Genomic DNA, 17,882 nt, shown 5'->3' with positions numbered 1-17,882 from the left:
CCATGCTACCGCGCACCCTACAATTCAGGCATTCCGCCTGTCCGAGAGTCCTCATGCATCGCCTCCTGCTCCTGATCGGCCTGCTGCTGCCCGCCCTGTGGCCGGCGGTGGCGAGGGCCGTCGATGTCCACGAAGGCGACCTGCTGTTCGTCACTGCCGGCCGCAGCGGTCTCAGTGCGGCCATCGACGATGCCACCGGCAAGCAGGGCGCGCCCAGCTTCGATCACGTCGCGCTGGTCGCTTCCGCGCCGAATGGCTGGGAGGTATTGCATGCAGACGAGAAAGGATCGCGCCGGCAATCGCTGGTCGAATTCCGCCAGGAGGCGCGCGCCAAGCAGCGGCAGATCGTGGTCTATCGCCTGCGCGCGCCGCAGCAGGCAGCGATCAGGGATGCGGTCGCCACCGCGCGCACGATGCTGGGCAAGCCGTACAACACGTCGTATGTGTTGAACGAGGACAGCTACTACTGTTCCGACTTCATCGAACGTGCGTTCCGTGCGCACCATGTATTCGCGTTGCAGCCGATGAACTTCCGCAATCCGCAGACCGGGCAGATCGCCCAGCACTGGATTGATCTGTACCGCGGCATGGGCATGGAGGTGCCGCAGGATCAGCCTGGCAGCAATCCGAACGACATGTCGGCCGCACCGGTGTTGCAGCGCATCGGCATGCTGGAATAAGCAAAGCCCCGCACGAGGCGGGGCTTCACCGGTCACTCCGCATGCACGGCGCGGTCATTCTTCTTCGTCGTGGCCGCCCTGCTGCTGGTTCTGGTTGCGCTTCTGCTGTTCCTGCTGCTGTTGCTGCTGCTGGTCGCGGCCACGGCCCTGCTGCTGATCCTGCTGGTTCTGCTGGCCCTGCTGCTTCTGGTTCGGGTTCTGGTTCTGCTGTGCCATGTCCGATCTCCAAAGCCACTCGCGGAATGCGGTGGACGTGGCCATCGTCTGCAGCGAATGGTTAATCACGCGTGGGTGGGCGGCTACATCTGTGTGTACGCCTGTGAATGAACGCGCAGAAGCCCCTGCGGCACAAGCGTCTGAAGAATTCATGCGGGTTCGGCATGTGCTCATGCCTTCGTCAGCCTGCACGCATTCATGGCGTTCGCCGCCGGAAACACGCGCTGAACGAGGCTGGCTTCCCGGCTCACGCAGGGAAGCCAACCCTGCATTCAGGGCATCACCGGCGGCACATACGCCAGGGTCATGCCCAGCAGCCACAGCAGGCCCAGCACCAGCGGAATGTGCACCAGCAGCTGGATGAAGGTGAAGCCCACGATGTCGCGTGCCTTCAGGCCCAGCACGCCCAGCAGCGGCAGCATCCAGAACGGGTTGATCAGGTTCGGCAGCGCTTCGGCCGCGTTGTAGACCTGCACCGCCCAGCCGAGGTGTGCCTTCAGTTCATTGGCGGCCTGCATCACGTACGGCGCCTCGATGATCCACTTGCCACCGCCGGAGGGCACGAAGAAGCCCAGCACCGCCGAATAGACGCCCATCACCAGCGCGAAGGTATCGGTGCTGGCCACGTGCACGAACAGGCTCGACAGGCGGTGCGCCAGTGTCTGCCCGTCGCCGCCAGCAGCATGGGTGAGGATCATCGCGATGCCACCGTACAGCGGGAACTGGATCAACACGCCGGTGGTGCTGGGCACCGCCTTGGCCACCGCGTTGAGGAAGCTGCGCGGCCGCCAGTGCAGCAGCAGACCCAGCGAAATGAACATGAAGTTATAGGTATTGAGGTTGGCGATGGCGGTGACCACCGGCTTGTTGGCGAACTCGTTGAACAGCCAGCCGAACGCCAGCAACGAGAGCAGTACGGTCAGCAGCGGGCTGTATTCCAGCCACTCGCCCGGGCGCGTGCGGCGCTGCAGTGGTTCCGGCTCGGCCTGCGCGGCGCCCGGGAAATCCTCAGCGGTACGCGCACTGCCGGCAGCCGGTGCGGTCAGCCAGGCGATCAGCAGCGAAACCAGGATCAGCACCGAGGTCAGCGCGATCGACTGCCACAGGAAGATGGTTTCGGTGAACGGCAGAACGCCGGTGATCTCGACCAGCCCCGGCGGCATGCTGGCCGGGTTGGCCTGCAGCTGCGCGGCCGAGGAACTCAGCCCCATCGCCCACACCGCACCCAGACCGAGATAGGCCGAAGCACCGGCCGCGCGGTAGTCCATGCGCAGTTCGGTACGGCGCGCCAACGCGCGCACCAGCAGGCCGCCGAACACCAGCGAGAAGCCCCAGCTGAGCAGCGAGGCCAGCATGCTGACCAGGCCCACGTACACCACCGCACCACGGCCGGTGCGCGGCACACGGGCGAGGAAATCGATGAAGCGTGCGACCACCGGTGCAGTGGCCACGGCGTAGCCACCGATGACCACGAAGGCCATCTGCATGGTGAAGGGAATCAGGCTCCAGAAGCCATCACCGAAGGCGCTTGCAGTGGCCTGCGGGGTCGAGCCGAAGCCCATCGCGGCCAGCGCGACGATGACCACGCCCAGCACCGCGAACACGTACGCATCGGGGAACCACTTTTCCGCCCAGGCGGCCGAGCGCAGCGCAGCGCGCGCCATCCAGCCGTCCTGTACTGCTGCCGTCGAGGCCATCGCCTACCCTCCCAGGTTCGATGGACCGATTCTGGGCGGTGAGGTGCAGGCTGTCAGCCACCTATTGGTCGTAGGTGGCGGAATGGTAGTGCCGGCCGCTGGCCGGCAACCTCGGGATCGCGCACGGGTGCAGCCGGCCAGCGGCCGGCTCTACCAGATCCAAGCATCATCCCAGGTGGTGGAAGGCGGTAGTGCCGGCCGCTGGCCGGCAACCTCGGGATCGCACACGGGTGGAGCCGGCCAGCGACCGGCTCTACCAAACTCAAGGATCGTCGTAGGTGGCAGAGGCTGGTAGTGCCGGCCGCTGGCCGGCAACCTCGGGACCGCATACGGGTGCAGCCGGCCAGCGGCCGGCTCTACCAGATCCAATCGTCAACGCAGTGCCAGGTCCACGGCAATGCCGGCGAACAGCGCGGCGCCCACCCAGTTGTTGTGCAGGAACGCCTTGAAGCACGGGCCGCGCTCGCGGTTTCGGCAGATCCAGAACTCGTACACCACCAGAACGGTGGCCACCGCCACGCCGGCCAGGTAGTACCCACCCAGCCCGCCGCGCACGCCGACCAGCGCCATGGTGGCCAGGAACAGCGCGTACAGCACGCCCTGGATGACCAGGTCGAGGTCACCAAACAGGATCGCGGTGGAGTGCGAGCCCATCTTCAGGTCGTCCTCGCGGTCGACCATGGCGTACCAGGTGTCGTAGGCGGTGGACCACAGGATGTTGCCGGCATACAGCAGCCAGCCCAGCAGCGGCACCTCGCCCTGCACGGCGGCGAACGCCATCGGGATGCCCCAGCCGAACGACATGCCCAGGTAGACCTGCGGCAGATGGGTATAGCGCTTCAGGTACGGGTAGCTGGCGGCCAGGAACACGCCGATGAAGCTCAGGCCGATGGTCAGCCCGTTCAGGGTCAGCACCAGGCCGAAGGCCACCAGCATCAGCACCGCGAACAGTGCCAGCGCGGCACGGCCGCTGATTGCGCCGGTGGCCAGCGGACGGGCCTTGGTGCGCTCCACATGCGGGTCGAGCCAGCGGTCGGCGTAGTCGTTGATGACGCAACCGGCCGAACGGGTCAGCCACACGCCGGCAGTGAACACGAACAGCGTCCATAGCGGCGGCAGGCCGCCCGCAGCCAGCCACAACGCCCACCAGGTGGGCCACAGCAGCAGCAACGTGCCGATCGGGCGATCAGCGCGCATCAGACTCCAGTAATGCCGCCAACGCGGCGTCGCCGGCGACTGCGGCGAAATAAGGGGGGTATCAGCCATGGCGATAGGATACTCCTGCCCCTCTGGCAGGGCTTTGCCCATGGGGGGAGATTTGTTCGGCGAAACTGGATAGAATGCCGGTCCCGCACCGCCTCATGGCGCTGCGATGCCCGCCCCGGCACTGGTCGGTGGCGCGGCGGTTCTACAACGCGCCCGTAGCTCAGCCGGATAGAGTAGTGGCTTCCGAAGCCATTGGTCGGGGGTTCGAATCCCTCCGGGCGCGCCATCTCCTTGTCGGCTTCGACCTGCCAATCACCGGGCAGATTCACCCGCGCATGTCCCCGTTCTCAGCTTATGAGTCCCGCAAGGCGCAGAATGCGGGTCTGCACTCCAGATCCATTTGGATTGAGTAGACTCGCTGCCATGGGTATCGCCTTGCCAGCACAGGACAGCCTCGGCGTCGGTCTCTATTCCTACGCCGATGCTGCGCGCTTCATCGGCGGCAGCTCGTCGGAACTGCGCCGGTGGCTGAAGGGCTACCAGGGCCGGAAGCACGGGAATCCGGAAGCCCACCCTCCCCTGTGGAAGTCGCAATGGGCCGATTCAGAGATCGACGGCATTGGCTTTCGCGATCTGATCGAGCTGCGCTTCGTCCGCACATTCGTCGCATGTGGCGTGCCACTCAACCTGGTGCGGCGAACCATTGTCGAGCTGAACGAGCGGCTCGGTAAGGAGTATCCCTTCACCAGCACCAGCTTCAAGACCGATGGGCGCCGCATTTTCATGGAGCTCGTGGGCGACAGCGGCGATGCCGCACTGGTGGATGTGGTGAAGCGCCAGGACGTGATGCGCAAGGTCATCGCACCTTCACTGCGCGACGGCGTCGAACTGGGCATCTATGATCGTGCCGAACGATGGTTCCCACTGAAGGGCTCCCGCGCCGTGGTATTTGATCCACAGCGCAGTTTTGGTCAGCCCATCCTTTCCGAATCGGGCGTTCCTACCATCGCCATTGTCGAGGCGCTGCGCGCCGAAGGTGGCGACGAGCGTCGCGTGGCCAGGCTCTATGACCTGCCTCTGACTGCAGTGAAGAAAGCACTGCAGTTCGAGAATCGAGCCGCGCCTTGAAGGCGCAGATTGATGAGAATCTTCCGCCCGCGCTGGCCCGGGCCATCGACGCCATTGCAGGAACGGACGAACACGAAGTCTTCCACGTAAGGGAGTTCGTGAAGCCCGGCACTACTGACCTGGAGCTCTTCGACGCGGCCACCCAGCGAGGCATCCGTGTACACGTTACCCAGGATCATCATCATCGCAAGCCCGCAGAGCGCGAGGCGATCGCACGCCTCGGCCTGACCGTATTCGTTCTGGCCAAGGGTTGGAGCACGTTCAACCACTACGAGCGCGCAGCGCGGCTTCTGGAGTGGTGGCCCAAGATGATGCAGCAGGCCGACCTCGTGCAACCTGGTGCAATGTTCCGGGTACCGCATGCCAGGGCATCCGGGGGAAGGCTGACGCAGATCAAGGTTTCGCGGTAACCGCCTCGAGCGTCAACCCTCATCAGCCCTGAAACCATGCTGTGCACGCAGTGTTGGGTCGGTCTCGATCATGAACATATGGAACAGGTGTTCATGGTCCCGCGACCAGCTCCCCTGCAACAGACGCCACGACGCCACGTCCACGCGCGGCAGCTTCCGTTCCAGATAGTAGATACGGCTTCCATCGCTCGAGAAGTGTCCATCCAGCAGCCGCCAGCGCGCACGATCCACCGTGGGCAGCGGCTTCCCGTCGCAGTAGACGTTGCTGTCATCAACGGCGTACAGCGGGTCCTGCGGGATTGTCTGCAGCAGGTCGCCGCGCCGGCAGTGCTTCATCCGCCGGCCGCAGTACCAGCCGCCATGGTCATCGGCACCGTAGCCGCCTCCTAGATCGCGGAACGTCGTGCAATCTGCCTCGGCCATCGCCTTCAGCGAGGTCTCGTGCTCGAAGTAGACGGCGTGGTTGTCCAACCAGTACGCGCCACATTGACGAAAGCTGTCGCGGTCGATGGAGGTCTGCCGGGTCCAAGCATGGTAGACCGCGTGCGCATCGCGCGCGATGAAATAGTGCGCGGGGATGAACTCGAAACTGGCCACGTCGGCCTTGCGCAGCAGCCGGCCCTGGTGGAACACCTGGCCCTCGTGGATACGCCAGAATTCGATGCCATACGGACCGATGAAACGCTGGTCCGGCAGGTCACTGATCTTCTGCCATGGCACGGTCTGGGCCTCCGCCAGTGGTGGGGCCTTAGTGTAAGTGGTAGGAGAAGCAGCCGAGCGTGGGCTCTGCTCTACAACAGCAACGCCGGGCATGGCCCGGCGTTGTGTTCAAAACAGTCGAGCATGGCTCGACTCTACAAGAGCGAATCAATACTTGCCGTCAAACGCAAAGATAGGCTTGCGCTGCTTCCACGCACCAGCAGTAAAGTCCGGGAACTCCAGGGTCTGGAAGCTGTTGGCGATCGACTGCTCGCTCAGCGGCGTGATCGCACTCCAGGTCACCGCGTCATAGATGTCGATCGGCATCGGCGCCTTGGCCTTCAGCGCTTCCACGAACGCATGGATGACGAACCAGTCCATGCCACCATGACCAGCGCTGGCAGCGGTCTCGGCATTCTGCTTCCACAGCGGGTGCTCGTACTCGTCCTGGTACTTCTTGAACTCTTCCCACTGGTGCGGCGGGCTGCGGCCTTCGATGTGGATCGAATGGTTCACATCCATCCACAGGCCCTTGGTGCCCTGCACGCGGAAGCCCATCGAGTACGGGCGCGGCAGCGAGGTGTCGTGCTGCAGCAGGATGGTCTCGCCATTCTCGCAGGCCAGCGTGGTGGTCACGATATCGCCCAGCTTGAACTTCACCTTGGTGCTGGGATGCGTGGTGCCGCCACTCTTGGCCACGGTGTATTCGTGCAGGCCACGCGCCTTGGTCGCGAAGGCGTTGATGTGGGTGAAGCGGTTGCCACGGTTGATGCCGGTGTACATCGCGCACGGGCCGATGCCGTGGCTGGGGTAGAGCTCGCCATTGCGCTCCACCGAATGCTCGGTGCGCCAGCGGGCTTCGCTCCAGCCCTTGGGACCGAACTCAACGCCGCTGTCATACGGCTGGTTCGGGTCACCGGAATTGAACTTCACGCCGCGCAGGTCGTGCTGGTAGCCGGCCTGCAGGTGTACCAGTTCGCCGAACAGGCCCTGGCGCACCATCTGCAGCGCGGCCATCACGTCGCGGCGGTAGCAGACGTTCTCCAGCAGCATGTAGGGCGTGCCGGTACTCAACTGGGTCTTCAACACGTCCCAGTGGTCCTGCAGGGTGATGCCGGCCACTACTTCACAGCCCACTGCCACGCCGGCCTGCATCGCGGCAATCGCCATCGGCGCGTGGTACTCCCACGGTGTGGCGATGATCACGCCATCGATGCCCTTCTGTTCCAGCAGGCGCTTCCAGGCATTGGTGTCGCGATCCTGGCCGTAGGTCTTCGGTGCCGGCTTGCCGGCCTTGCTGACCATCTCCACGGCACGGCCGAGCATGATCGGCTCGATATCGCAGACGGCGACCACCTCGACGTCGTCGCGGCGCACCAGTTCCTTCAGCAGCACCAGGCCACGCATGCCGGTACCGATCATGGCCAGGCGCACCTTGCGCCCGCGTGCCCAGGCCGGGGTCTGCGGCAGCAGGCTGCTGGCGGCGACAGCGGCGCTGGCCGCGATGAATTCCCTACGCTTCATGGCAAACATCTCTCCTCTTGGCAGCGTGCCGGCCGCAGCCGGCACGCCAGGTCACGCAAACGGAATTACTTGAACCGGTAACCGACAGTCACACTGTAACCACGACCGAAGATCGTTGCGTAGTCACTGGAGTCACCCAGGAAGCTGTTCGGATCGTAGAACGGCAGGCGGTTGAACAGGTTCTTGACCGTGAAGCTCAGATTCCACGCATCATCCGGGCGCCAGGTGACGCTCATGTTGGCGGTCCACCACGACGGTGCACCGTCGCACTTGCTCTTCTGCAGGGCCAGGTAGCCGCCGGTGCAGGTTTCCTTGTTGTTGCTCTTTTCGTCGACCTGGTCGGTGGCCCACTTGGTGCCGCCCACATAGTTGACGAACATGCTGGTGGTGACCTGCTTGTAGGTCCAGTCGGCGTTGAGCGTGGCACGCAGGCGCGGGTTGTTGTAGTAGCCCACCACGTCGCCGTAGTACCAGCCGCTCGCTTCGTCCATGTAGAAGCGGTTGCGGTTGGCGATGGTGGCAGCCAGGCCGATGTTCAGGTTGCCCCAGTCCCCCAGCGAGAAGCGGCTGCGCGCATCGATGTCGAAGCCGTCGATCAGGGTCTTGCCACGGTTCTTGTACTGGCCCACCACGCTGGCCACGTTGCCGGCGGAGTAGCCCGGCAGCACCGACGGGCAGCTCACGCCGCTGGCCGGGTCGGCACACATCGCCGCCAGCTGCGCCAGGTTGGCCCGGTCGCTGTCGGTGATCGGCGAACGCGACGAGGAGATGATGTCTTCCATGCGGCGGTAGTCCGGTGCGACGATTTCATTGTCGCGGTAGATGAACCAGTAGTCGGCCGACACCGACAGCCAGGTTGCCGGCTCGTAGACGAAGCCGAGGGTGGCGATCTTCGCCTTCTCCGGCTTCAGGTCCTTGTTCGGCTGGGTCATGCGTGCCACGGTGCGACTGCAATCGACGTTCAGCATGGTCTTGCCCAGATCGACATCGCCCGGCCGCTGCGACTTCAGCAGCAGGTTGGCGATGGCGTTGGTCTCGTTGCAGCGCAGCTCGTCACGGTAACCGCCGAGCTGCGCGAACACGCCGCCGTTGCCGGATTCGGCCAGGCTCGGTGCACGGAAACCGGTCGAGTAGGTACCGCGCAGCATCAGCTGATCGAACGCCTGGTACTTGAAGCCGATCTTCGGCGCGACGTTGGCGCTGAAGTTCGGGTACTTGTCCACGCGCACCGCCGCATCCAGTTCCAGCTTGTCGGTGATCGGCGCCACGGTCTCGGCGAACAGCGCGTAGGTGTTGCGCTTGCCGTCGAACCAGGAGCCACCCTGTTGGGAGATCAGGCCATTGGCTGCATCGGCGTTGCCCGGGGTGTAGAAGGTTTCGCGGCTGGCGTTGAAGCCGAACGCGGCGCGCATTTCACCTGCCGGCAGCTGGAACAGCGGGCCTTCGATCTTGCCGTCCAGGGTGTGCAGGCGGGTCCACGACTGGATGTCGAAGGTCGGGAACGCTTCACGGATCAATGCGGCGTTGGCTTCACTGATCTCGCCGAACTTGTACGCCGGGTGATCAGAGATGATCACGCGGCCGGTGCCCGGATCGATCGAGTACGGGCCGAACGCCTTCTCGAAGCCCTTGATGTTGACGTTGATCGTCTGGTACGTGGTGGAGTGCGTACCGGCGCTGGCGAACGCGGTCTCCCAGTTCCAGTCACCCCGGTTGCCACGCGCACCGGCCAGCACGCGGTAGCTCTTGTCGGTGTTGCGCTGGCCGAAGTAGTTCGGGCCGGCATCCTGCAGCAGGTAGTTCAGGCCGACCACACCGCCCATCATCGCCTTCATCTGCGGGCTGGCGTGGTTGTACTCGTTGTTCGGGCCCAGGAACGGGTACAGGAACTGGTTGACGGTGTTGCCGGTGTTGCGCGAGAACCAGCTGGTCGGGTTGCCGGTGGTGGTGCCGTAGGTGCGCGGCGTACCGCCGTTGGCGCGCAGGTCGATGTCGGTGTAGGTCGCCTCGGCGAAGATCTCGGTGCTGTCACCCACCAGGAAGGTGCCGTTGAGGTAGGCGGTGTTGCGCTCGGACTTGGCGCCGGCATCGATCTCGTTGTTCATCCAGGTTTCCCAGACGCAACGCGGACCGGCCGCTTCACTGGTCAGCACGTTCTTGCAGCCCGGCGCAGCTTCCTGCACGCGGCGGCCGGTGACCGGATCGAAGGCGAAGTAGCTGCCCGGGTTGAACTCGCCCGGCTTGCTGCCCACGCCCAGGCGCAGGTTGTTGAGGTAGTTCGGGTTGTTGACGTAGTACTGGTCGGGCCGCTTGTCGTAGAAGTCGCTCAGCGGAATCGCGTCGCGGCGGTACATGTTCACCGCGCCGTAGATGTTGAAGCGGTTTTCGGCCAGATCGCCGAAGCCGGCGGTGATGCTGGCCTGGCGCTCGCCGTAGGAGTCGATGCGCGAGGAGGTGTCGTTGGTGAAGCTGACTTCGGCACCCTGGAAGTTGCGCTTGGTGATCACGTTGATCACGCCGGCCACTGCGTCGGTGCCGTACACCGCCGAGGCGCCGTCGGTCAGCACTTCCATGCGCTCGATGGCCGCAGCCGGAATCGCATCGATGTTGACGAACTGGGTCTGGAAGCCGGCCGGCGCACCGTAGTACGACAGGCGACGACCGTTCAGCAGCACCAGCGTGCCCTGTGCGCCGAGGCCACGCAGGTTGGCCTGCGAGGCACCATCGGAGCCGGTGAACAGCGAACGCGCGTCCTGCTGCGCCGGGCGAGCGGCCGGCAGGTTGTCGAGCACCTGCAGCAGCGTGCGCGCACCCATGTTCTGGATGTCCTGCTTGCTGATCACCTGCACCGGCGACGCGGTTTCAACGTCGGTGCGGCGGATGTTGGAGCCGGTGACCTCGATGCGGGCCAGGTCGGTGGCCTTGTCCTTGCTCTCCTGGGCGAAGGCAGGAACGGCGACCGACAACAGCACGCCGGCAATGGCCAGCGACAGCGGAGCGATCGAACGACAGGGGGGGCGGTGGTGGCGTGCGGGCAACATCGGGGTTCTCTCCTGGCAGGGGTGCGGCGCAAAAAGTGAGCGCGTGGGCGTTCGGCGGGCAAAACGCTCCCGGGCCACGGCCATGAGGGCCGTAGTCGGAATGGGCGGGGGGAGGAGCGGTGTTACGTAGGGGTCATGGGGCGACGATGCTGGCGGAGTCGCCCTCCTGGCCGATCAGCACGGCGTTGGCCCAGTTGGCACAGACCTGGGCGGGTTGGCTGCCCTGCGCACCCAGCGTGCGCAGGCTCAGGGTGGAAAGGCCACGGATGTCCAGCTCCGGCTTGACCACGCCGGGCGCCTTCACCAGGCCGCTGTCGTACAGCAGGCGGTTGTCACCCCAGACCTGGAACTGCAGGCCACCGGCAGTGCGGCAGGCGTCGTCGATGCCGAGGTCGGCGCGCAGCAGGTGCCAGCCTCCCTGCAGACGCAGGTCGATGCGGCTGTTGGCGCCGACGCCCAGGCCACGACGGAACTGCAGGCCGTTCATGCGCATGCCGGCGTCGCCACGGAACGACTGGTCGGTGCGCACCTGGCTGGCCAGCGCGGCCGGCACCGGCAGCTCGGAGAGATAGCGCTGCCGGGCCGGTCGCTCCGGTTCCTGGTGTTCAAGAATGTGGAAGGTGGACAAGGCGATCGGGCCGACATCGCGCGGCTGCAATGCATCGAAGGCGCGGGCGGTGCCCTGTGCGGCGGTCACCATCGGGTCGGTGCTGCTGGCGCCGTCGCCTTCGGGGTTCTGCACGCTCAGCACGCGGAAACGCAGCAGGCGACCCGCGTGGGCCGGGAAGTCGATGCGCTGCAGGCCTTCCTTCAGCTGCAGGCGGCCACGGGCGATCGGCTCGCCCCACTCGCCATTGCTGTCACCCAGGTACACCTCGTAGTCGCGTACCTGGCCGTGCTTCCAGTTCTTGTCGTTGCGCGGCGCGATGTCGATGCCGTCGATCATCCTGCGCTCGCCGAAGCCGATCACCCACTCGTGCGCACCGGTGCGCACGGCCTGGTTGCGCACGCTGCGGAACCAGGTGCCCGGATCATCATCGAAGGCATTCTCCAGCGCATGGCCGGGTTCTTCGGCCGGGCGATTCACCACCAGCAGGCTGTCGGCCGGCAGTTCGCGGCCCAGCACCGGCGCGGCCGGATAGGCATCGTCGGCGGCCGCGGCAGCCACCGCGAAGTCCAGCTGCAACTGCAGCGGCTGGCGGATGTCCTGAGCGGCGGTGCGCACATGCACGGTGCCACGACGCTCCTTGGCATCGAAGTACCAGCCTTCACTGGCGTTGTTGAACGCAGCGGCATCGGCCAACGCCGGCAGCGCGCGACCACCGGCCTGCACCGCGCGCGGCGCCTGGCGGCTGAGCACGCGCAGGCCATAACGACGCTGCGCCAGCTGGCCGTTGTACTGGCCCTGCACGGCATCAATCTGCACCTGCACCGGGCCGCTGCCCTGCGCCGGCGCCTGCACGCGGATCTGCTGCGTGCTCGATTCGCCCTGCTGGTAGCGGCGGGTGTTGCCGTCGTCTTCGTACAGCGTGTACTGCGACTCGCCCTGCGGGTACAGGTCGAACGTCACTTCATCCAGCGGCTTCTCGCCGTCGAACAGCATCGACGGGTACATCGGCAGGATCGCACCGGCACGCACGAACACCGGCAGCGTGGCCAGGTCCACCTGGCGGTCGAGCTGGCGGCCATCGGCGGCGGCCTGCACGCGGCGGCCATCCCAGTAGTCGATCCAGCCGCCGGCAGGCAGGTGGATGTCGCGGCGCCAGCCACGGCTTGCGGCCTGGCTGCGATACACCGGTGCCACCAGCAGGTCGCGGCCGAGCAGGAACTGGTACTTGTAGGTTTCATCCTGCGCATGCGGATCGCGCGGGTTGTCCCACATCAGGCCACGCACCGGCGGTGCACCGGTCTGCGCAGCCTCGTGCACCAGCCCGTACATGTACGGGGTCAGGCGCATCTTCAACTTCAGGTAATCGCGGTTGATGCTGCGGTAGGGCTCGTCGTACCACCACGGGTGCTTGCGCGCGTTCGACGACCAGCCGCTCATGCCCATTAGCACCGGCGTGAACGCCTTCCACTGCAGGTCGCGGGTGAAGGTCTCGGCGCTGCCGCCGAAGATCGCATCGACATCGCCGCTGGCATAGGCCATGCCGGACAGGCCCGACCCGACCAGGGTCGGCACGTGCCAGCGGATGTAATCCCAGCTGCTGCTCTGGTCGCCGGTCCATGCCACCGCATAGCGCTGGATGCCGGCCCAGCCCATCACCGTCCACAGGAACGGGCGCGAATCGGAGTTATCGAGGATGCCGTTGAAGGCCTGGCGATTGGCGTCCATCGCGAACTGGTAGCCCTTGCCGGTCCAGGCCACGTCCAGCTTCTGCACGCGGCTGCCGGCCTTGCCCACTTCCCAGGCGATCTTGTCGACGCCGTTCTCGGTCCACAGGCCGGTGCGGAAGCCGTACTTGGCCAGGCCCTTCACCGTTTCCGGCAACTGCTTGTAACCGCAGCCGTAACCATCATTGGGCAGAATCCAGCCACCGGGCATGTCGTGGGCGCGGTACTGCTTGGCCACGCTGTCGATCACATCCGGGGTGGTGCCGGTCGGGCCGTCGCTCCAGCCTTCGGGCACGGTGCCGGGCTTCTTGCTGTTGTCGCCGTCGTTGTAGCAATCGGCATCGCCGTAGGACAGCGCCCAGCGCGCCACCATGTTGGGGCGGCCGGTCAGCTGGGTGTAGCGCTCGATCAGTTTCGGCAGGTCGGCGCCGACGAAGTAGTACGCATCGAAGCGGTCTTCGCGGTGCAGCAGCGTGGCCTGGTCGGTCTCGCGCAGATCGTAGCTGCCATCGCTCCAGGTATTGCGCAGCATGCCCCAGCCACGGCTGCTCAGCAGCATCGGTGCCGGGCTGGGGCGGTCGCCCTCTTCCCAGCCGCCGGAATAGGACACATCCAGCTCGCGTCCCTTGAACTGGTAGCGGCCATTCTGCTGGCCACCACCGAAGTAGCCTTCGTCAGCCTGCGAGGACAGCACCTGCACGCTCTGCGTGGCATCCAGGTCCAGCGGCTGCAGTTCCTGCCACAAGGCGGTGGGCTGGCCGTTGTCCAGGCGCTCCAGGCGCAGGCGCAACGGCTGCCGCTGCACATGCAGCACCAGTGCATCGGTACGCACGCGGATTTCCTGCGCGTCTTCTTCCAGCTGCGCCTGTACGTTCACCTTGGGCTGCGGCAACACGATCGGTGCGGCCTTGTCGCCGGCGCCGGTCAGCGTGCCGTTGCGGCCGGCCTGCACGCGGATGATGTCGGTGGCCGGCAGTTCGATGCGGATGCGCGCGCCCTTGTCGGTCTGCAGATCCCAGCCCTGCACGCCGTCACGGCTGGCGCTGGCGCTGACCGAACGCAGGTTGCCGACGGGCTCGGCCCGGGCCGGCATGGACGCCAGCATCAATGCCGGCAACAGGGCCAGCATCAGCGGCGAGCGACGAACGCAGATTTCCACGCGGACTCCCAACCCGTTCACCGGGCGTTTCGAAAGCGATTGGGCCGACTCTAGGGCAGCGATTCGAAAGATGTCAACAAATTGAAAGGAAAAAGGAAGATATATTCCACTGAAACGAAAGTTGTTGCGCCGCAATACTTTGTGTAAGCGCTTGCAGGCGCCTGTTAAGCATTGTGCGATACGGAATTCGGCTCGTTCTTTCGTTTTTCGGAGCACTCCACGGCGGGAAAAGTCATCACCCCATTTTCTTTCTTTTTACTTTCGATGTTTGACATTTCGAAAGAAAACACAGATGGTGCGCTGGCCCAACTGGAACCTCCGAATGGACGTCACCCTGCTTTCCGATGTGTCCGCCTGGCAGCGCCTTGGCGGAGCCGATACCGCTACCGAAATCGCCCAGCAGCCCGCGCTGTGGGACGCCCTCGCACAGGACCTGTCGCGTGCCCGCGACCGCCTGCAGGCCTTCCTTGGCGACAGCCTCAACGATCCCAACCAGCGCGTGCTGTTCACCGGCGCCGGCAGCTCCGGCTTCATTGCCGAGATGGTGGCCGATGCGATCAACGCGCAGTGGCCAGCCGATGTGCGCGTGGTGCACACCACCAGCCTGCTGACCCACCCGGCGCTGTACCTGCAGCGCGACCGCCCGACCCTGCTGGTCTCGTTCGGCCGCAGCGGCTCCAGCCCGGAGAGCGTGGCGGCAGTCGACCGCGTGCGCAGCGACGTGGACGACGCGCGCTTCCTCGACATCACCTGCAATGCCGATGGCGAACTGGCCCGACGTGGCGCCGGCCGTGCCGATACCTGCACCCTGCTGATGCCCTCGGCCAGCTGCGACCGTGCCTTCGCCATGACCAGCAGCCTGACCTGCATGCTGCTGGCCGCGCTAACCGTGTTCGATCGTTCGCCGTGGGATGCGCGCGTGGCGCGCCTGAAGCAGATCGCCGCGTTGGCCCGCGAAGGCCAGGCACAGTGGGATGCACCGGTGGCCGCGCTGGCACAGCGCCCGTTCAACCGCATCATCTACCTCGGCAGCGGCCCGCTGGAAGCGCTGGCACGCGAGTGTGCGCTGAAGGTGCTGGAACTGACCGCCGGCCGCGTGCTGGCGCTGGCCAATACGCCGCTGGGCTTCCGCCATGGCCCGAAGTCGACGCTGGACGGCGACACCCTGGTGGTGGTGCTGCGCAGCGTGCAGCCGTTGGCGCGCCGCTACGAACAGGACCTGCTGGAAGAACTGCGCCGCGATGGCGTGGCCGGCCAGGTACTGGCGATCGGCCCGCATTCGGACATCGGTGCGGACGACGAGTACACCCTCACCGTACCGGCACTGGATGATCCGTGGCTGGCACCGGTGTGGCTGGGCTTTGCGCAGCTGTTCGCGCTGCAGCGCTCGGCCGCACTCGGCCTGACCCCGGACAATCCGTTCCCGGATGGCACCGTCAACCGCGTGGTCAAGGGCGTCACCATCCACCATGGCTGAGCTGATCGCCCACGCCTGCTACGGCATCGACATCGGCGGCACCAAGATCGAGCTGGTGGCGTGCGATGCGGCGATGCAGGTCACCTGGCGCCGCCGCGTGGCCACGCCGCAGGGCGACTACGACGGTTTCCTGCAGGCGGTGGTGACCCTGGTCGCCGAGGCCGATGCCGCGCTGGGCCGCAGTGATGCGGCGATCGGCATCGCCCTGCCCGGCGTGCGCGACCGCCGCAGCGGCCGCCAGCTCAGCGCGAACGTGCCGGCGTTGACCGGCCACAGCGTGGCCGCCGACCTGCAGGCGCGCCTGCAGCGGCCGCTGCATTTCGGCAACGACCTGCAGTGTTTTGCCCTGTCGGAAGCACACGGCGGTGCCGCCGACGGCTATCCGAGCATGTTCGGCGCCATCCTCGGCACAGGCGCGGGCGGTGGTTTCTGCCTGCACGGCCGCCTGCTGTCCGGTTTCAACGGGCTGGCCGGCGAATGGGGCCACTGGAGCGTGCCCGGTCATCTGCTGCAGCGCCACGGCCTGCCGCTGATCGACTGCGCCTGTGGCCTGCAGGGCTGCGTGGAGCGCTATGTGTCCGGCAGTGGCGTGGCGATGATCGAACGCCATCTCGGTGGCAGCGCCGCCGACGCCAGCGCGGTGATCGCGCTGGCCGAAGCCGGCGATGCCCGCGCACGCAAGGCGCTGGACATCCATCGCGACCTGCTCGGCCACAGCCTGGCCGCGCTGGTGCTGGCGCTGGACCCGCACGTGATCGTGCTCGGCGGCGGTCTTTCGCAGTACGCGCCGCTGTACCAGCAACTGCCCGACGCCATCGCCGCCCATCTGTTCAAGGGTGTGCAGGTGCCACCGATCGTGCCGCCACGCTTCGGCGATGCCGGTGGCGCACGTGGTGCTGCCCTGCTCGCCTGCCAACCCTCGTTTTCCTGATGTCCGGAGCCTGACCATGTCCCCGTTGCAGACCCTGCTTGCCTCCCACCGCGCCGGTGCCAACGTCGGCCTGTACAGCGTCTGCTGCAGCAACGAGCAGGTGCTGCGCGCGGCCATGCACGTGGCGCTGGCACACGGCACCGTGCTGCTGATCGAGGCCACCTCCAACCAGGTCGACCAGTTCGGCGGTTACACCGGCATGACCCCGCCGCAGTACCGCGATTACGTGGGCACGCTGGCCGATGAGGAAGGCTTCCCGCGCGAACGGCTGATCCTGGGCGGTGACCACCTCGGCCCGAATGCCTGGCAGAAGCGCCCGGCCGCCGAAGCGATGACCCACGCGCGCGTGCTGATCGAGGCCTACGTCGCCGCCGGCTTCCACAAGATCCACCTGGACTGCAGCATGTCCTGCGCCGATGACCCGGTGCCGCTGCCCGATGCCATCGTCGCCGCGCGTTCGGCCGAGCTGGCCGAGATCGCCGAACGTACCGCCGCCGAGCACGGCCTGCCGCCGCCGGTCTACGTGATCGGTACCGAAGTGCCGATTCCCGGTGGCGAAGCCTCGCTGGCCGAAGGCCTGCAGGTAACCACGCCGGCCGCCGCCGCACAGACCCTGGCCATCCACCATCAGGCGTTCGACACGCCGCAGCTGCGCGACGCGTGGCAGCGCGTGATCGCGATGGTGGTGCAGCCGGGCGTGGACTTCGACCACAGCAGCGTGCACGAGTACGACGCGACCGCCGCCAGCACGCTGGCCGGCTTCCTCGAACAGCAGCCGCGCATCGTGTTCGAAGCGCATTCCACCGACTACCAGCGCGAAAGCGGCCTGCATGCACTGGTGCGCGATCACTTCGCCATCCTCAAGGTCGGCCCGGCGGCCACCTTCGCCTACCGCGAAGCGCTGTTCGCGCTGGCCGCGATCGAGGCCGAGCTGCTGCCGGCCGCACAGTGCTCGCGCCTGCCGCAGGTGCTGGACGAGGTGATGGTGGCGCAGCCGAAGTACTGGCAGTCCTATTACCAGGGCGATGAGGCGGCGCTGCGCCTGCTGCGCAGTTACTCCTTCAGCGACCGCTGCCGCTACTACTGGGGCGAGCCGGCGCTGGTGCAGGCGGTGCAGACCCTGTTCGCCAACCTGGAGCAGCATGCGCCGCCGCTGGTGCTGCTCAGCCAGTACCTGCCGGAGCAGTACCGCGCCGTGCGCGAGGGCCGCCTGGCCAACACCCCCACCGCCCTGGTGCAGCACCGTATCGGCCTGTGCCTGGGCGAATACGCCCGCGCCTGCAGCGCCAACCCGGCCGGCCCCCGCACGCAGAACGCGGGCTCGGCTGCCGGCGTTGCTGCGAACGGCTAATCTTTACCTTTTCCCGCGAAACCGAGAAT

General features: G+C 66.1%; 13 protein-coding genes and 1 tRNA gene. 7 read left to right on the top strand and 7 right to left on the bottom strand.

Annotated elements, in window-relative coordinates; all coding sequences use genetic code 11:
• The first annotated feature begins 53 nt into the window (after nt 1–53).
• Entirely contained in the window at nt 54–680 is a 627-nt protein-coding gene (locus V3B64_RS16315) for a YiiX/YebB-like N1pC/P60 family cysteine hydrolase (RefSeq protein ID WP_329914487.1), read from the top strand.
• 54 nt (nt 681–734) lie between these two features.
• On the opposite strand, the gene V3B64_RS16310 is transcribed toward V3B64_RS16315, so the two are convergent.
• The 3 genes from V3B64_RS16310 to ubiA all read right to left on the bottom strand — a co-directional run bounded on the left by V3B64_RS16310 (nt 735) and on the right by ubiA (nt 3,859).
• A complete protein-coding gene (locus V3B64_RS16310; protein WP_010482135.1) occupies nt 735–896 on the bottom strand; it encodes a hypothetical protein in 162 nt (53 codons plus the stop codon).
• A gap of 272 nt (nt 897–1,168) precedes the next feature.
• Nucleotides 1,169–2,593, bottom strand: coding sequence for a TIGR00366 family protein (locus V3B64_RS16305; RefSeq protein WP_176510700.1), 1,425 nt, complete (start codon nt 2,591–2,593; stop codon nt 1,169–1,171).
• A 372-nt stretch (nt 2,594–2,965) separates the two neighbouring features.
• Complete coding sequence (gene ubiA / locus V3B64_RS16300) at nt 2,966–3,859, bottom strand: 4-hydroxybenzoate octaprenyltransferase (protein ID WP_329914486.1); 894 nt, start codon at nt 3,857–3,859, stop codon at nt 2,966–2,968.
• A 149-nt stretch (nt 3,860–4,008) separates the two neighbouring features.
• On the opposite strand from ubiA, the gene V3B64_RS16295 reads away from it, so the two are divergent.
• The 3 genes from V3B64_RS16295 (at nt 4,009) to V3B64_RS16285 (ending at nt 5,337) form a co-directional block, all read left to right on the top strand.
• Nucleotides 4,009–4,085: transfer RNA gene (locus tag V3B64_RS16295), tRNA-Arg, on the top strand.
• Nucleotides 4,086–4,222: 137 nt separating this feature from the next.
• The gene (locus V3B64_RS16290) at nt 4,223–4,927 is read left to right on the top strand and encodes a DUF433 domain-containing protein (RefSeq protein WP_329914485.1); all 705 of its coding nucleotides are present in this window, start codon (nt 4,223–4,225) and stop codon (nt 4,925–4,927) included.
• Nucleotides 4,924–5,337, top strand: a complete 414-nt coding sequence (locus V3B64_RS16285) for a DUF5615 family PIN-like protein (protein ID WP_032127087.1) — start codon at nt 4,924–4,926, stop codon at nt 5,335–5,337. Before V3B64_RS16290 ends, V3B64_RS16285 begins: the two co-directional genes overlap by 4 nt.
• Before the next feature lie 12 nt (nt 5,338–5,349).
• On the opposite strand, the gene V3B64_RS16280 is transcribed toward V3B64_RS16285, so the two are convergent.
• The 4 genes from V3B64_RS16280 to V3B64_RS16265 all read right to left on the bottom strand — a co-directional run bounded on the left by V3B64_RS16280 (nt 5,350) and on the right by V3B64_RS16265 (nt 14,094).
• Nucleotides 5,350–6,057, bottom strand: a complete 708-nt coding sequence (locus V3B64_RS16280) for a DKNYY domain-containing protein (RefSeq protein WP_329914484.1) — start codon at nt 6,055–6,057, stop codon at nt 5,350–5,352.
• Between the two features lie 147 nt (nt 6,058–6,204).
• Nucleotides 6,205–7,560 (bottom strand): Gfo/Idh/MocA family oxidoreductase, encoded by a 1,356-nt coding sequence (locus V3B64_RS16275; RefSeq protein WP_106469419.1) that lies wholly within the window; start codon nt 7,558–7,560, stop codon nt 6,205–6,207.
• A gap of 65 nt (nt 7,561–7,625) precedes the next feature.
• A complete protein-coding gene (locus V3B64_RS16270; RefSeq protein ID WP_329914483.1) occupies nt 7,626–10,601 on the bottom strand; it encodes a TonB-dependent receptor in 2,976 nt (991 codons plus the stop codon).
• Nucleotides 10,602–10,734: 133 nt separating this feature from the next.
• Nucleotides 10,735–14,094 carry a TIM-barrel domain-containing protein gene (locus tag V3B64_RS16265; RefSeq protein WP_329914482.1) on the bottom strand — a complete coding sequence of 1,120 codons (3,360 nt, stop codon included), beginning with the start codon at nt 14,092–14,094 and terminating at the stop codon, nt 10,735–10,737.
• Nucleotides 14,095–14,416: 322 nt separating this feature from the next.
• Here V3B64_RS16265 and V3B64_RS16260 point away from each other — a divergent pair, with 322 nt between their 5' ends.
• From V3B64_RS16260 to V3B64_RS16250, 3 genes are read left to right on the top strand one after another with little or no spacing between them, the layout of a single operon-like run.
• Nucleotides 14,417–15,571, top strand: coding sequence for an SIS domain-containing protein (locus V3B64_RS16260; protein WP_329914481.1), 1,155 nt, complete (start codon nt 14,417–14,419; stop codon nt 15,569–15,571).
• Nucleotides 15,564–16,502 carry an ROK family protein gene (locus V3B64_RS16255; RefSeq protein ID WP_065723643.1) on the top strand — a complete coding sequence of 313 codons (939 nt, stop codon included), beginning with the start codon at nt 15,564–15,566 and terminating at the stop codon, nt 16,500–16,502. Before V3B64_RS16260 ends, V3B64_RS16255 begins: the two co-directional genes overlap by 8 nt.
• A gap of 16 nt (nt 16,503–16,518) precedes the next feature.
• A complete protein-coding gene (locus tag V3B64_RS16250; RefSeq protein WP_329914480.1) occupies nt 16,519–17,853 on the top strand; it encodes a D-tagatose-bisphosphate aldolase, class II, non-catalytic subunit in 1,335 nt (444 codons plus the stop codon).
• The last annotated feature ends 29 nt before the right edge of the window (nt 17,854–17,882 follow it).

The organism is Stenotrophomonas sp. SMYL86 (assembly GCF_036320025.1).
Lineage (GTDB): Bacteria > Pseudomonadota > Gammaproteobacteria > Xanthomonadales > Xanthomonadaceae > Stenotrophomonas > Stenotrophomonas maltophilia_A.
This window is presented reverse-complemented; position numbering and strand designations above follow the sequence as displayed.

Coding starts and splice junctions, on each gene's coding strand:
- V3B64_RS16315 (WP_329914487.1), top strand. CDS start 54: ATGCATCGCCTCCTGCTCCTGATCGGCCTGCTGCTGCCCGCCCTGTGG.
- V3B64_RS16310 (WP_010482135.1), bottom strand. CDS start 896: ATGGCACAGCAGAACCAGAACCCGAACCAGAAGCAGCAGGGCCAGCAG.
- V3B64_RS16305 (WP_176510700.1), bottom strand. CDS start 2,593: ATGGCCTCGACGGCAGCAGTACAGGACGGCTGGATGGCGCGCGCTGCG.
- ubiA (WP_329914486.1), bottom strand. CDS start 3,859: ATGGCTGATACCCCCCTTATTTCGCCGCAGTCGCCGGCGACGCCGCGT.
- V3B64_RS16290 (WP_329914485.1), top strand. CDS start 4,223: ATGGGTATCGCCTTGCCAGCACAGGACAGCCTCGGCGTCGGTCTCTAT.
- V3B64_RS16275 (WP_106469419.1), bottom strand. CDS start 7,560: ATGAAGCGTAGGGAATTCATCGCGGCCAGCGCCGCTGTCGCCGCCAGC.
- V3B64_RS16270 (WP_329914483.1), bottom strand. CDS start 10,601: ATGTTGCCCGCACGCCACCACCGCCCCCCCTGTCGTTCGATCGCTCCG.
- V3B64_RS16260 (WP_329914481.1), top strand. CDS start 14,417: ATGGACGTCACCCTGCTTTCCGATGTGTCCGCCTGGCAGCGCCTTGGC.
- V3B64_RS16255 (WP_065723643.1), top strand. CDS start 15,564: ATGGCTGAGCTGATCGCCCACGCCTGCTACGGCATCGACATCGGCGGC.
- V3B64_RS16250 (WP_329914480.1), top strand. CDS start 16,519: ATGTCCCCGTTGCAGACCCTGCTTGCCTCCCACCGCGCCGGTGCCAAC.